This window comes from Sphingomonas sp. SRS2, assembly GCF_000971055.1.
Taxonomy (GTDB): domain Bacteria; phylum Pseudomonadota; class Alphaproteobacteria; order Sphingomonadales; family Sphingomonadaceae; genus Rhizorhabdus.
The window spans coordinates 1-13605 of the sequence record NZ_LARW01000111.1 but is presented as its reverse complement, the minus strand read 5'-3'; the positions used below and the strand labels follow the sequence as shown (position 1 = coordinate 13605).

The 13605-nt window shown below is 67.4% G+C and carries 14 protein-coding genes; 6 read left to right on the top strand and 8 right to left on the bottom strand.

The annotated features are described in order from the left end of the window. The 4 genes from WP12_RS17725 to WP12_RS17710 all read left to right on the top strand — a co-directional run. Nucleotides 1-1334 (top strand): efflux transporter outer membrane subunit (locus WP12_RS17725; RefSeq protein WP_046195022.1); only part of this gene is annotated, 1334 nt, incomplete at its 5' end. 58 nt (nt 1335-1392) lie between these two features. After that, nucleotides 1393-1950, top strand: coding sequence for an arsenate-mycothiol transferase ArsC (locus WP12_RS17720; RefSeq protein ID WP_052730478.1), 558 nt, complete (start codon nt 1393-1395; stop codon nt 1948-1950). Further along, the gene (locus WP12_RS17715) at nt 1947-2966 is read left to right on the top strand and encodes a polysaccharide deacetylase family protein (protein ID WP_046195016.1); all 1020 of its coding nucleotides are present in this window, start codon (nt 1947-1949) and stop codon (nt 2964-2966) included. The genes WP12_RS17720 and WP12_RS17715 overlap by 4 nt, the downstream gene beginning before the upstream one ends. Nucleotides 2967-3038: 72 nt before the next feature. Further along, nucleotides 3039-3434, top strand: a complete 396-nt coding sequence (locus WP12_RS17710; RefSeq protein ID WP_046195015.1) for a hypothetical protein — start codon at nt 3039-3041, stop codon at nt 3432-3434. Nucleotides 3435-3462: 28 nt separating this feature from the next. Here the strand turns inward: WP12_RS17710 and WP12_RS17705 are convergent, their stop codons facing one another. From WP12_RS17705 to WP12_RS17685, 5 genes are all read right to left on the bottom strand, one after another. Next, nucleotides 3463-4653 carry an alpha-hydroxy acid oxidase gene (locus WP12_RS17705; protein WP_046195014.1) on the bottom strand — a complete coding sequence of 397 codons (1191 nt, stop codon included), beginning with the start codon at nt 4651-4653 and terminating at the stop codon, nt 3463-3465. A gap of 28 nt (nt 4654-4681) precedes the next feature. Beyond that, entirely contained in the window at nt 4682-6784 is a 2103-nt protein-coding gene (locus WP12_RS17700; protein ID WP_046195020.1) for a malate synthase G, read from the bottom strand. 109 nt (nt 6785-6893) lie between these two features. Next, nucleotides 6894-7106 carry a hypothetical protein gene (locus tag WP12_RS17695; protein ID WP_046195013.1) on the bottom strand — a complete coding sequence of 71 codons (213 nt, stop codon included), beginning with the start codon at nt 7104-7106 and terminating at the stop codon, nt 6894-6896. A 115-nt stretch (nt 7107-7221) separates the two neighbouring features. Then, nucleotides 7222-7917, bottom strand: coding sequence for an anti-sigma factor family protein (locus WP12_RS17690; protein ID WP_052730477.1), 696 nt, complete (start codon nt 7915-7917; stop codon nt 7222-7224). Next, nucleotides 7914-8414, bottom strand: a complete 501-nt coding sequence (locus WP12_RS17685; RefSeq protein WP_046195012.1) for an RNA polymerase sigma factor — start codon at nt 8412-8414, stop codon at nt 7914-7916. Before WP12_RS17685 ends, WP12_RS17690 begins: the two co-directional genes overlap by 4 nt. Before the next feature lie 115 nt (nt 8415-8529). On the opposite strand from WP12_RS17685, the gene WP12_RS17680 reads away from it, so the two are divergent. Both WP12_RS17680 and WP12_RS23565 read left to right on the top strand, forming a co-directional pair. Then, a complete protein-coding gene (locus WP12_RS17680; RefSeq protein ID WP_046195018.1) occupies nt 8530-9816 on the top strand; it encodes a S8 family serine peptidase in 1287 nt (428 codons plus the stop codon). 156 nt (nt 9817-9972) lie between these two features. Further along, complete coding sequence (locus WP12_RS23565; RefSeq protein ID WP_052730475.1) at nt 9973-10830, top strand: hypothetical protein; 858 nt, start codon at nt 9973-9975, stop codon at nt 10828-10830. Nucleotides 10831-10994: 164 nt separating this feature from the next. Here WP12_RS23565 and WP12_RS17670 read toward each other — a convergent pair whose 3' ends face one another. Genes WP12_RS17670 through WP12_RS17660 form a run of 3 tightly spaced genes read right to left on the bottom strand, consistent with a single transcriptional unit; the run spans nt 10995 to nt 13436 of the window. Then, complete coding sequence (locus WP12_RS17670) at nt 10995-11570, bottom strand: Smr/MutS family protein (protein ID WP_046195011.1); 576 nt, start codon at nt 11568-11570, stop codon at nt 10995-10997. Further along, complete coding sequence (gene mltA, locus WP12_RS17665; RefSeq protein WP_046195010.1) at nt 11545-12789, bottom strand: murein transglycosylase A; 1245 nt, start codon at nt 12787-12789, stop codon at nt 11545-11547. The genes WP12_RS17670 and mltA overlap by 26 nt, the downstream gene beginning before the upstream one ends. Beyond that, the gene (locus tag WP12_RS17660; RefSeq protein WP_046195009.1) at nt 12786-13436 is read right to left on the bottom strand and encodes a Tim44/TimA family putative adaptor protein; all 651 of its coding nucleotides are present in this window, start codon (nt 13434-13436) and stop codon (nt 12786-12788) included. The genes mltA and WP12_RS17660 overlap by 4 nt, the downstream gene beginning before the upstream one ends. Between the last annotated feature and the right edge of the window lie 169 nt (nt 13437-13605).

Here is a 13605-nt window from a genome sequence, read left to right as displayed (position 1 = left end):
GGCAGACCGCGGACATGCCCTATGCGACGCTCAATTATCGCGACATCTTCCGTGATCCCAAGCTCGTCGCTCTGATCGATCAGGCGCTCGCCAACAATCAGGACCTCAAGGCGGCGCTCGCCAATGTTCAGTCGGCGCGCGCGCTGGTGACGGTCGCCCGCGCCGATCTCTTCCCGCAGGTCGATGCCGGGGCGGGCCTCACCACCGGCGACAGTTCGAACCAGACGTCAGGTAACAATGCCAGTGGCGGACGGCGGACGAGCTATAGCGCGGATCTTGGCGTGAGCTGGGAGATCGATCTGTTCGGGCGACTCCGCAGCCTCAACAATGCGGCGTTCAATCAATATCTCGGCAGCGAGGCGGCACAGCGCGGCACCCGACTGGCGCTGATCGCACAGGTCGCCAACGCCTATCTCGCCCTTGCCGCCGACCGCAGCCTGCTGGCCATCGCCCGCGACACCAGCACCAGCGCGGGCCGCAGCGTCGAACTGACCCGCGCCCTGCTCAAGGGCGGCGTCGCGCCGCGCACCGATCTGCGTCAGGCCGAAACGATCCTGTCCCAGGCAGAAGCCGATCAGGCCACGCTCGAAACCGCTGTCGCGCAGGACCGCAACGCGCTCCAGCTGCTTGTCGGCGCGCCGGTCGCGGAGGAACTGCTCCCGGTGTCGATCGAGAGCATCGACGGGCTGCTCGCCGAAGCGCCCGCCGGTCTCGACTCCTCGATCCTGCTGCGTCGCCCCGACGTGGTCGAAGCCGAATATGGCCTGCGCGCCGCCAATGCCCGGATCGGCGCGGCGCGCGCGGCCTTCTTCCCGCGGATCGGCCTGACCGCGCTCGCCGGCTTCGCGAGCAGCGCGCTGTCCGGCCTGTTTACGGGCGACGCCTTCACCTGGAGCGTGGCGCCTTCGGCGACGCTGCCGATTTTCGATGGCGGCGCGAATATCGGCAATCTGCGCTATTCGAAGGCTCAGCGCGATCTTGCCCTCGCCAATTACCAGACGGCGATCCAGTCGGCCTTCCGCGACGTGGCCGACGCGCTGGCCCGTCGCGCGACGATCGATCGCCAGCTGAGCGCAAGCCGGCAGCTCGACGCCTCGGCACGCGATTCGCTGTTTCTCGCCACCGCGCGCTATCGCGAAGGCGTGGATCCCTATCTCAACACGCTCGATGCGCAGCGCACCGCCTATTCCGCCGCGCGCGGGCTGGTGAACACGCGGCTGATCAAGGCGCAGAACCTCGTCACGCTCTATCAGTCGCTGGGCGGCGATCAGCTGGTCGAGGCGCTGCCTTCTTCGCAGGGCGGCAACAGGGCCAGATCCGAAGACGCGCAATAGACAGCCCGGAGATCGTCCTGCAAACAGGACACGGTCCGGTTCGGAGAAGCCCGTAACGATGGTCGTGCAGCACCTGAAGGACGCCTATGGCGGAAAGCGCGGCTTCACGCTCAACCTGCTGGCGACCGTCGAGACCCTGCTGCCCGCCTTCGGCCCGATGCGCCGGATCGACTGGGCGCGGGTCGAACGGCTCGTCTTCATCTGCAAGGGCAATATCTGCCGCAGCGCCTATGCACAGGGCCGCGCCGGGCAAGCCGGACTGGCGACTGTCTCCGGCGGGCTGGACACGCAGGCCGGCCTGCCCGCCAATCCGATGGCGATCAAAATGGGCGCGGCGCGCGGTCTCGACCTCGGCCCGCACCGCACCCGCCGCTTCGACGAGCTTGACCTTGGCCCCGGCGACCTGATGGTCTGCATGGAGCCACCACAGGCGCGCGCCGCGCAGCGCCATTTTCCCGCAGCGCAGGTAACGCTGCTCGGCTTGTGGTCGCGGCCGCGCCGGCCCTGGCTGTTCGATCCCTATGGCCTCGACACGGCCTATTGGCGGACCTGCCTCGACCTGATCGACAGCGGCATCGCCGCGATCGCCGCGCGCATCAGGCAGGCGCGGCGATGAAGGACAGGATTCTCTCCGCCGCCCGCGCGCTGGGCGCACTGGCGCTGGCGCGGCGGCTGACCGGCGGGTCGCTGCGCATCCTCGGCTACCATGGGCTGTGGATCGGCGAAGGACGGCCCTATGGCAACACGCTGTTCATGCCGGTCGACCTGTTCGCCCGGAGGATGCGGTGGCTCGCGCGGTCGGGCTATCCGGTGCTCGACCTGCCGGAGGCGGCCGAGCGGCTCGAACAGGGGACGCTGCCCAAGGGCGCAACCGTGATCACCATCGATGACGGCTGGCGCTCGATCCACTCGCACATGCTGCCGATCCTCGAAGAGCTCGGCCTGCCCTCGACCCTCTATGCCGCCACCTATTATGTCGAACGGCAGACGGTCGTGACCAATATCGCGATTGCCTGCGCGGTCGACCGCACCACATTGATCACCGCCGACCTGTCGGACATGCTGCCCGCGCTCGTGGGGCCGCTGACCTTCGACAGCCCTGCCGCGCGCCGCGCGTCACTCCATGCGCTCAATGGCGCGGTCGATGCGCTGCCCAGCGCCGGGGAGCGCGCTGCTGCGGCCTTTGCGATCGGCGACCGGCTCGCGGTGCCGCTCGAGCCGTTCGGCGACCAGTTCACCTATATGAGCCCGGAGGAGCTGGCAGATGCCCAGCTTCGCGGCATGCGCGTCGAACTGCACACCCACCGCCATCGTGGATTGAGCGGCGGCGTAGATTTCCTGGGCGCCGAGATCGAGGACAACCGCACCTCGCTCGCCCGTAGCTGCCGGGGACCATTCGACCATTTCTGCTACCCCGGCGGCGAATATCATGCCGGTGCCGATGCGATCCTGCGCGACAAGGGCATCGCCACCGCGACGACGACGCTGCGTGGGCTCAACCCGCCCGGTACAGATCCGCTCCACCTGCGCCGCTTCCTCGACAGCTTCGCGATCAGCCAGGTTGAATTCGAAACCTATATGGCGGGCGGGTTCGAGCCGATCGACCGGCGGCGGCGACTCGTACCCACCTGATCCTGCAACCGTTCAGCCTGCCGTCAGTTGATCCCGGCTATGCATCAGCCTTGTGTGAATGGGACCGACGTCATGACCAGGACCATCTGTGTAGCTTTGCTTACCCTCACCGCCGCCGGCGCGGCACATGCCGGGCTCCAGCTTGGCGAGCGGCCGATCGCCCGCACCGAGGTGATCGCCACCGTCAAGAAGCAGTTCGCGGTAATGGATGTGAACCGCGACGGCGGCATCAGCCCTGACGAGTTTACCGCCTATCGCGAGAAACAGGCGGCGATGCCGGATCAGGGCCGTGGCCTTACGCGGATCGGCCGCAGCTGGTTCGAGCGCAGCGACGTCGACGGCAATAGCCGGGTGACGCCCGACGAGGCGCAAGGCCGCCCGCTCGAACTGTTCGACATGGCCGACGCCAATCGCGACGGCGTCGCCAGCATTGCCGAGCAATCGGTGGCGGCGCTGTTCGTGAAGTAAGCGTCGCTGGCCGAGGCCGGGTCGGCGCTCACCGCCAGCGCAGATTTTCGCGTGTCAGGTCGCCGACCGATTTCGCACCCATCAGCTTCATGCCGCGCTCAATCTCGTCGCGCAGGTTGCCGACGCTGCGCTCGACGCCCGCCTGTCCAGCCGCCGCGAGCGCATAGAGATAGAGCCGGCCGCCCGAGCAGGCTTTCGCCCCGACGCTGAGCGCCTTGAGGACATGGCTGCCGCGCGTCACGCCGCCGTCGCAGATCACGTCGATCTTGTCGCCGACCGCATCGACGATCTCCGCGAGCTGGTCGAAGGGGGCACGGCTGCCGTCGAGCTGGCGGCCGCCATGGTTCGACACCATGATCGCGGTTGCGCCGATATCCACCGCGCGACGCGCATCGGCGACCGACATCACACCCTTCAGGCAGAACTCGCCGCCCCATTCGGCGCGGATCGCTTCCGCCGCCTTCCAGTCCATCGACTGGTCGAGCATCGTGTTGAAATAGTCGGCGACCGACAGGGCGATGTTCGTGCCTTCGGAGACATGGCTATTGAGGTTCGGCAGCTCGAACTTCTCGCGCAGGAAATAATTGGCGGCCCAGGCGGGATGCATCGCGAAACTCGCCATGCTGGCAAGGGTGAGGCGCGGCGGCGAGGTGAAGCCGGTGCGCTGACAACGCTCCCGCCGCCCCGAAACGATCGTGTCGACGGTCAGGGCGATCGCGTCGAACTTCGCGGCCTTGCACCGCTCGATCATAGACCGGTTGAGCCCCTTGTCCTTATGGACATAGAGCTGGAACATCTTGGGCGACGAAATCTGCCCGCCGATCTCCTCGATCGACACGGTGGCGAGCGACGAGATGCCGAACCATGTACCGGCCTTTTCCGCCGCGCGGGCGACGCCGCGCTCGCCATGCCAGTGGAAGAGGCGTTGCAACGCGGTGGGCGACAGCATCAGCGGCATCGCGATCGTCTTGCCCATCACCGTCGTGCGCATGTCGACGGTCTCGACGCCGGCGAGGACATTGGGAACGAGGTCGCAATCGTCATAGGCGCTGCCGTTACGGCGGCGGGTCAGCTCGTCATCGGCGGCGCCATCGATATAATGGAAGATCGGCCCTGGCAGCCGGCGCTTCGCCAGCCGCCGGAAATCCGCGACATTATGGCAATCGCCCAACCGCCGTGGGGCAAAGGCCGCGCCGAGCGCCTTGTCGGAAAAGTCCATCCTCTACCCCCTCCGCTTCCGCGCTGCGTCAGCCCGCTATCTTCACCCTTTGCCGGAATTTGTGAAGCAGCGGTTCGGTATAGCCATTTGGCTGTTCGACCCCCTCGAACACCAGCGCACGCGCGGCCTGGAAGGCGATGCTCTTATCCTCATTGCCCGCCATCGGCCTGTACAACGGATCGCCGGCATTCTGCGCGTCGACCTTCACCGCCATCCGCTTCAGCGCGGCATCGACCTCTTCCGCCGAGCAAACGCCGTGGAGCATCCAGTTCGCCATGTGCTGCGACGAGATGCGTAGGGTCGCGCGGTCCTCCATCAGCCCGACATCATGGATATCAGGCACCTTCGAGCAGCCGACGCCCTGATCGATCCAGCGCACGACATAGCCGAGGATGCCCTGTGCATTATTGTCGAGCTCGGCGCGGATATCGTCGGGGGTCCAGTTCCGGCCCTGCGCCACCGGTATGTTCAGCAGTCGGTCGAGGCTGACGACCGGCTCCGCCTTCCGCTCCGCCTGCCGCGCGAAGACGTCGACGTCGTGATAATGGGTCGCGTGCAGCGTGGCCGCAGTCGGCGATGGCACCCAGGCGGTGTTCGCGCCGGTCCTTGGATGGCCGATTTTCTGCGTCAGCATGTCGCCCATCTTGTCCGGCGCGGCCCACATGCCCTTGCCGATCTGCGCCTTGCCCGACAGGCCGCAGGCGAGGCCGATCTGGACATTGCGATCCTCATAGGAGGTGATCCAGTCGCTGGTCTTCATGTCGCCCTTGCGGATCATCGGGCCGGCGCGCATCGACGTATGCATCTCGTCGCCGGTGCGATCGAGGAAGCCGGTGTTGATGAACATGATCCGGTCCTTCACGGCATGGATGCACGCGGCGAGGTTTGCCGATGTGCGGCGCTCCTCGTCCATAACCCCGACCTTGATCGTGTGGCGCGCCAGGCCGAGCAGGTCCTCGACCGCATCGAACAGGCTGTTCGTCAGCGCGGCCTCCTCGGGCCCGTGCATCTTCGGCTTGACGATATAGACCGAGCCGGTCGCGCTGTTGCGGTACTTTCCGAACCCCTTCAGGTCGTGCACCGCAATCAGGCTGGTGACGATGGCGTCGAGGATACCCTCGGGCGCTTCCGAACCATTGGCTAGCAGGACGGCGGGATTGGTCATCAGATGGCCGACATTGCGGATCAGGCAGATGCTGCGCCCCGGCAGGGTGAAGGCCGTGCCATCGGGCGCGGTGTAGCTGCGGTCGGGGTTGAGACGGCGGGTGATCATCGAGCCGCCTTTCTCGAAGCTGTCTTCCAGATCGCCCTTCATCAGACCGAGCCAGTTGGCATAGGCGGCGACCTTGTCCTCGGCATCGACCGCCGCGACCGAATCCTCGAGATCGCAAATCGTGGTCAGCGCCGATTCGAGCAGGACATCGGCGATCCCCGCCGGATCGTCCTTACCGATCACATGAGCCGGATCGATCACGACCTCGATGTGCAGCCCATTGTGGCGGAAGAGCAGATTGTCGCCCGCGCGGCCCACCAGCTGCGCCGGTTCGGCGAGATCGAGGTCGCCCCCCTGCCAGCTGGCCCAGCCGCCCGACGCCAGCGGCACCGCCTTGTCGAGAAAGTTCTTTGCCCAGGCGATCACCTGCGCACCACGTGCCGCGTCATAGCCCTTGCCAGCCGCTGCGCCGGGGATGGCGTCAGTGCCGTAAAGCGCGTCGTAAAGGCTGCCCCAGCGCGCATTGGCGGCGTTGAGCAGGAAGCGGGCATTGAGGATCGGCACCACGAGCTGCGGCCCGGCGGTGGTTGCGATCTCGGCGTCGACATTGGCCGAACCCACCGTGAAGGGCGCGAGCTCGGGCACCAGATAGCCTATGTCGTTCAGGAACGCCTTATAGGCAGCCGTGTCGATGGGCTTGCCGGCCTGCGCGCCATGCCAGGCGTCGATCTTTGCCTGCAGCGCGTCGCGCTTCGCAAGGAGCTTGCGATTCTCGGGCGCGAAGCGCGCGAAGATATCCGCCGCGCCCTTCCAGAACGCCTCAGCGGTCAGGCCGGTGCCGGGCAGCGCCTTGTCCTCGACGAAGCGGGCGAGCACGTCCGCGACCTTAAGCCCTGCCTTATCGATCATCGTAGTCATCACTGCCTCGCTAAACATGAGAGGCGAACCACTTAGCCGAGCCGGCCATTCGACACTATCAGGATAATATTTGAAACATCTGTTCTTTGTAGGAACAGATAGCTCAGATCTAGCCGCCCATCTGCCCCGTCCGGAACCAGCGGCGCGAGGCGCCCAGGCGCATCAGCTCGCAGCCGCAGTGCCGGCAGGTGGCATGGATGATTCCGTCGATCTCCACTTTCGAAGCGGTGATCGCCGAGTGACGGCCATTTTCACAGCCGGCGGCGCTCAGTTTCACAGGGTCGCCTTTCGGCGGGACGGTCAGGGCCGGCTGGAGCGGCATGGCGGAATCCTTCCGCAGGTGGGGCGTGCCATCCCTTTCAGCCGCCAGCCTTGCCCGAATATTTCAGCCCTGAAATGAACCGTTCGGCGTCGGACAGCCTGGGTTCATGAAAGCGTCAGCGCCAGCCGCGCTTTTGCGCCGCCCGCTCGGCAGCCGCATCGAGTGGCTCACCCGCCATCATCTCCTGCGCGGCGGCGAGGATATCCGCAGAGGCGCTGCCCGCCTGTCGATAAGCGCCGGTCACGCTCGTCGGCGAGCCGGCAACGAAGCGTTCGAGCATCCAGCCGTCGTCGCCACGGCAACCGATCCCCGCTCCGGCATCGCCTGTGAAGGTGCGGCAATATCGCTTGTCACCGCTGCGGAAGCTGACCCCCACGCGATAGGCACCGTCCGGTTGCGCCGCCGCAAGCTGGGTGTCGAGCGCGACCGCGAGATCGCCCTGCGCCACGACCGCGTCACCCTTAAACCCGATCGGCGAGGAGGATCCCAGCGGCAACAACTGCCCGGCAACGAGTCCGGCCACCAGCGAGGCGGCAAGCGCGGCATAGCGCCCACCCTGACCGAACCATTTTTTTTGGCTGGGGCGGAACGCGACGACATTATCGGACTGGCCGAGCAGTGCAGTCAGCCTTTCGGGCGTTGGTTCTCCGGCCACCGGCGCGAAATGCCCGGCGATGCTGGCGCGCAGCTTGCGATGCCGTTCGACCTCGGCGGCGAGGGCGGGATCGGCCTCGGTCGCGCGCTTGAAGCGCAGCGTCTCGATCGGCCCCATCTCGCCGTCGACATAAGCGATGATCTGTTCGTCGGTCACGCCGCTTCTCCCAGCATCTCCATCAGCGCCTGCCGGCCCCGCACTAGCCGCGAAGTCACCGTGCCCATCGGCAGGTCGAGCAGCTCGGCGGCCTCCTTATAGGCCAGCCCTTCGACCAGGATCAGCGCGATTACCTCGCGCTGCTCGGGCGGGAGCGCCGCCATTGCGCGGTCGACATTGCCGAGTTCGACGCGCGCCTCGATCCGGCGGTCATCGGCCTCGCCAACCGCAACGCCTTCCTCTTCGGCAACGAACGTCTCCGAACGGCGGCGGCGGGCCCGCACCTCGTCGATCCAGCAGTTGCGCATGATCCTGTACATCCACGAATCCAGTCTCGTTCCCGGCTCCCATTGCGCCTCGGCCTTGAGCGCCTTTTCCAGCGCGACCTGACACAGATCGTCGGCATCGGCCGCGTCGATCGCCAGCGATCGGGCGAAGCGCCGCAGCCGGGGCAGCAAGTCCAGCAATCCGCGTTCGAACGGGGTCAAATCGACCATGCCTTCCGCAATTCGGCCAACCAGCCGCCCTTATGGATGAAACGGATGATCCGGCGCGTTTAATCCCATGAAACAACATGGGCCGGCGAATGTTGATCATAACGGCCATGAAAGGATGACGGTTCCCGTGCTGAAAGGCGGCAAATATCTGGTGCTTGCGGCGTTGCTGACCCTGTCGGGTGCGACCGCGGCGCAATTGCTGCCCCCACTCGGCGGGGGCCTGGGCCAGGTGACGCGGGGCGTCGACCGGTTGGGCGACACCGTCGATTCGACGCTGACGGACACAGCCAATCGCGCAAGCGGCCTCGTCGACCGACTCGCTCGCACCCGCCTCGGACGGCTCGATGCGCTGGTGCGCCAGAACCCGCAGGCGCTGGAGTTCGATGCACGCGGCGATCCGGCGGTGAAGGGCGAACTGATCGCGCTCGACGCGCCAGCCGGTGCTGTCGCCGCAGCAACCGCAGCGGGCTTCGTCGTGGTCGAGCATGGCGAAATCGAAGGTCTCGGCATCCGCTCGACCACCTTACGCGCACCCGCTGGCCTCAATCTGGCCAAAGCCGAGAAGCAACTCTCGCGGATAATGCCCGGCGCGACGATCCAGTCCAATCCGATCTACCAGCCGAGCGGCGCGGCGGCGGGCGGAAGCGCCCGTCCCGTCGCGGCGTCACCGAGCGGGCCGGGCGCGACCATCGGCCTGATCGATGGCGGCGTCGCGGCCCATCCCACCCTGCCGCGCGCCATCGTCCAGCGTGGCTTTGCGTTGGGCGCCCCCCTCCCCGGAGACCACGGCACCGCCATCGCCTCGATCCTGGTCGGCAAGGGCGCAGTGCGTGGGGTCTCGCCACGGAGCCGATTGCTCGTCGCCGATATCTATGGCCGCGATCCGCGCGGCGGCAACGCGCTCGCCATCGCCCGCGCGCTCGGCTGGCTGAGCGTCAACGGCGCGGCGGTCGTCAACATCAGCCTCGCCGGTCCCGCCAATCCGCTGCTCGCCCGCGCGGTCGCCGCGACCGACAGACGCGGCGTGCTGATGGTCGCCGCGGTCGGCAATGACGGCGCGGCGTCACCGCCCGCTTTCCCGGCTTCCTATCCTCAGGTAATCGCCGTGACCGGCGTCGACCGGCGCGGACGCGCGCTGATCGAAGCGGGCAAGGCGATGCATCTCGACTTCGCCGCGCCCGGCGCGGACCTTATCGCGGCAAAGGCCGCAGGCGGCACCGCCAGGATGCGCGGCACATCGTTCGCCGCCCCGTTCGTGGCGGGGCGGCTGGCGCAACTGGCGGCAGGAGGCGCATTGCCCCGAGCCCGCGCCGTCGCGCTACTTTCGAACGAAGCGTCCAAGGGCGGCGCGGCGCGGCTCTATGCACGCGGCATCGTCTGCGCACCCTGCGCCACGCGCTAACCCCACGCCCTCATTCCGAACCTGTTTCAACATGACGAAGCGGTTGAAAACAGGCCGGAATAAAAATTTCCTTCATCATCCGGGATTAAATCCCGACCGCCTCCCGTTGCTTCCATGAGCGGCACATAATGCCGCCCACTGCAAAGGATGAGAGCGATGAACAAATTTTTCCTGAGCGGCGCCGCGGCGCTCGCAATCATGACCGCTCCCGCTTCGGCCCAGCTTCTGGGCGGAGGCGGCGGCCTCGGCGGCGGGCTTGGCGGCATGGTCGGTGGTGTCGGCGGCGGGCTGGGCGGTAGCCTGGGCGGCGCGGGCAGTATCGGCGGCGGCCTGGGTGACACCGTGCGCGGCACCACCAGCGGCGCGGCGTCGGCCACCGGATCGGCGCGTGCCGACCGGCGCAGCGGCAAGGTTTCGGGCAATGGCAATGCGACCGGCAATGTCGGCAGCACGGTCAATGGCGTGACCGCCGGCGCGACCGGCTCGGCAGGCGGTAACGCCGACGCCCAACTCGTCGGCACCGATGCAGTGCGCGGTGCGGTTGGCGGTGCAGCCAACACGGCGCGCGGCGCGGTGAGCGGCGCGACATCGGCTGCGGGCTCGGCTGCGGGCCAGGCCGGTTCGCTCGCTGGCAGTGCGGCGGGCTCGGCCTCGGGCAGTGCCACGGGCAGCGCTTCGGGTGGCCTCGGTCAGCTTGCGCTCGCCGGCAGCAGCGCGGCCAATGTCGCGGGCAGCTTCGATGTCGCCCCGGGCATGATCGTTCAGGACGCGAGCGGCCGGGCGATCGGCACGGTGCAAAATGTCCGCTCGACCGCGAACGGGACCGTCCAATCGGTGGTTATGCAGGTCGGCGACGCCACCGCCACTCTCCCCGCCGCCAACTTCAACGGCTCGGGCAATGTCCTCGTCTCGGCGATGGGCAAGGGCGAGGTAAAGAAGACGGCCAAGTCGCAGGGCAAGGCCTCGAGCAGCCAGCGCGCCGATGCCCAGGCGAACCGCCGCAACAGCAACTGACGCTTCGGCGTGGCGTCGGCCCAACGCCGCCGCGCCGGACCACCACCCGCCTTCTGGCAGGAAGGCGGGAAAGGGGAGGCCGTGTCGTCTGGAGGCGGCACGGCCTTTCCACGTTTCGATCAAAACCGATCCTGCTCCTCCCGCGACCGCGGAGGAGTTTTGGATTACTCCCGTTCGCGCCGCAGGATGATATAGAGCGCACCGGTGCCGCCGTGGCGGGGATGGGCGTTGCGCACGGCGGCAATACGCGCGGCGTGGCGCGAGGATTCGAGCCAGCTGCCGATCGAAGCGCGGATCAACCCGCGCCGTGGCCGTCCATCATCGCCCCGGTCGCCGTCGCGCGGCGGTTTTCCGGTGATCAGCAATATCACCCGCACCCCTTCGGCGAGCGCCTGATCGAGCGCGTTGTCCAGCAGTCGCCGGGCGCTGTCGAGCGTGTGGCCGTGCAGGTCGATCGTCCAGTCTGGCTGGGTGACGCCGCGCCGCAACCGCCGGTCCCAACCACCATCGAGGCTATCGGCGAGCGGCTTCTGCTGTGCGACCGGGGTCGCTGCCGGCACGCGCGCCGGGGGCACGCGGCCCTGCTTCGATTTCGCGGCTGTTGGTTTGGGCGATGACGGCGATGCGGGTTCCGACTCGGGCGCAATCGTCCTCGCTACCTTTTTCGCGATCGGCCTGACCGTCGCGGTGACGCGCTGCCAGAGCGCGCTTTCTTCAGGATCGAGCCGCCGGCTGCCCACCGGATTCCGCCAGCCGCGCCGCCGAGATGCGCGGGATGAGCAGCCAGGCGCGCCCGCGCCCGCTCATGCCCCCGGCGATGGTGCGGGCGTCGTCACCCGCGCCCCAGAAAGTGTCGAAGCGGTTCGATCCCTTGATCGCCCCGCCGGTGTCCTGCGCGATCCATAGGCCGTTCGCCTCGGTCCGGTCGAGCTGGAGCAGCACCGGCGCGCCGAGCGGGACAAAGGCGGGATCGGCGGCGACGGAGACGCGGCGGGTGACAGGCACATTCATTGCGCCGATCGGCCCAGCGCCGGTCAGTTCGCGAAAGAAAACGAAACTCTTGTTCTCTCGCATGATCGCGTCGCCCTCGGCGGGGTTCGCACGCAACCAGGCCATCACGCCCTGCATCGACAATTGCCCGGGGCCAAGTAGTCCGCGATCACGCATCAGCTTGCCGATGCCGACATATTCGCGGCCATTCTGCCCGTCATAGCCGATCCGCATCACCGATCCGTCGGGCAGCCGCAGCCGCCCCGAACCCTGGACCTGAAGAAAGAAGAACTCGACCGGATCGGCGGCATAACCGATCTCGAGCTTCATGCCCTTGAGCGCGCCGTCCTCGATCTGCCCGCGATCGGGATAGGGAATGAGCTTGCCGCCCTGCACCTTGCCCCGGATCTTCTTGCCCTTGAGATCGGGATAGAAATCGCCCAGGTCGCCTTCGACGAGGTCGGACGGCTTCTTGTAGACAGGTACCTCATAGCCGGGCGCGGGCGTACGCGATCCCGCGATTTCGGGCTCGTAATAGCCGGTCGCATAAGCCTTGCCGTCGCCGACCTGCACTACCGCAAGCTGGTTGACGAAGAAATTGGATGCGTCATCGTCGGGCCAGGAAGCGGCCTGACCGCAGGCCTCCGACCAATCGCCGGCGCGGGTCAGCCCGCTATTGTCGGTGCGGCGCTGCAGACCTTTGCACGAGACGCGGAAGGCGGCGAGCGCGGCGCGCGCGCCATCGGGGTTGATCCCGAAGCTGGCGAAGCTTGGGCCCGGCCTAACGCCCGCCTGCGCGGCGGTGGTCGGCTTGGGCCCGGGCTGCGCAACGGGTGGCGGCGCGGGCTCGACCGGCTTCGGCGCGTGATGGCGGGGGGGATGTTGGTCGGAGACGCCGGGGGTCGGGACCATGGCGCAGGCGGAGAGCATCGCCAGTCCGGCGAGCCCCGCGACGAGACGCGCGATCACGCGGCCTCGTCGGTTTCGATCAGGGTCCAGTTGGGATCGTCGGCGCGGACGTTCCGGCTGAAGGTCCAGACATCGTGCGTCGGCACGGCGTCGGTCAACGAGCCGGCGATGACATTGCCATCGGTGTCGCGCGTCACGGCGGCGATATCGGCGTCGAAACGGACGGTGACGCTCGCGGCCTGGCCAGCCAGCGTCGCTTGCTCGATCACCGCATTCTCGATGGTGACGAGGCGGTTGTCGAGCACCTGTCCGGCCGCCTTGCGGCCATCGATCGCGGAAGAGAAGGATTCGAAGACGTCATCGTCGGTCAGCCGGCGAAGTACGTCGACATCCCCGCGCCAATAGGCTTCGAGAATCATACGATAGGCGGAGCGCGCACCCTCTATGAACTGGCCCGCATCGAAACCGCCATCGGCGGCGGCGATCGCGCGGACGCCGGCTTCGGCGCGCGGTTCGACCAGTGCCGAGCGGGCGGGCGTCGCGGGGGTCGATGCGTCGGGCAGCGAGCGGCCTGCGCCGATGGGCGCGGGCGCGGCCTCAGCGGGACGGGCGATCGTCTGTTCATGCCCCGTACGGCGCCCCAGCACGCTCCACAGGCGGAACGCCACGAAAAGGAACACCATCGCAAGAATGACAATCGTGGTCACCGGGCCTCCATCTGCCTGCCTTCTGCTAACATAGGGACAATGCGCGCGATATTCAAATGGCTGGATTCACCGGCTGGCGGGTGCTGATACGCGCAACCGCCCCAAAAGGGTGCAATCGCCCCGGCTGCGGCAACGAATCATCAGCATCGCGCGGCCCGCCCCATTGCCC

What these genes read in the sequence shown, in the direction of transcription:
- WP12_RS17720 (WP_052730478.1), top strand. Translation starts at nt 1,393, where the DNA reads ATGGTCGTGCAGCACCTGAAGGACGCCTATGGCGGAAAGCGCGGCTTC.
- WP12_RS17695 (WP_046195013.1), bottom strand. Translation starts at nt 7,106, where the DNA reads ATGCCGCTCCAGCCGGCCCTGACCGTCCCGCCGAAAGGCGACCCTGTG.
- WP12_RS17685 (WP_046195012.1), bottom strand. Translation starts at nt 8,414, where the DNA reads ATGGTCGATTTGACCCCGTTCGAACGCGGATTGCTGGACTTGCTGCCC.
- WP12_RS17710 (WP_046195015.1), top strand. Translation starts at nt 3,039, where the DNA reads ATGACCAGGACCATCTGTGTAGCTTTGCTTACCCTCACCGCCGCCGGC.
- WP12_RS17715 (WP_046195016.1), top strand. Translation starts at nt 1,947, where the DNA reads ATGAAGGACAGGATTCTCTCCGCCGCCCGCGCGCTGGGCGCACTGGCG.
- WP12_RS17700 (WP_046195020.1), bottom strand. Translation starts at nt 6,784, where the DNA reads ATGACTACGATGATCGATAAGGCAGGGCTTAAGGTCGCGGACGTGCTC.
- WP12_RS17705 (WP_046195014.1), bottom strand. Translation starts at nt 4,653, where the DNA reads ATGGACTTTTCCGACAAGGCGCTCGGCGCGGCCTTTGCCCCACGGCGG.
- WP12_RS23565 (WP_052730475.1), top strand. Translation starts at nt 9,973, where the DNA reads ATGAACAAATTTTTCCTGAGCGGCGCCGCGGCGCTCGCAATCATGACC.
- WP12_RS17680 (WP_046195018.1), top strand. Translation starts at nt 8,530, where the DNA reads ATGACGGTTCCCGTGCTGAAAGGCGGCAAATATCTGGTGCTTGCGGCG.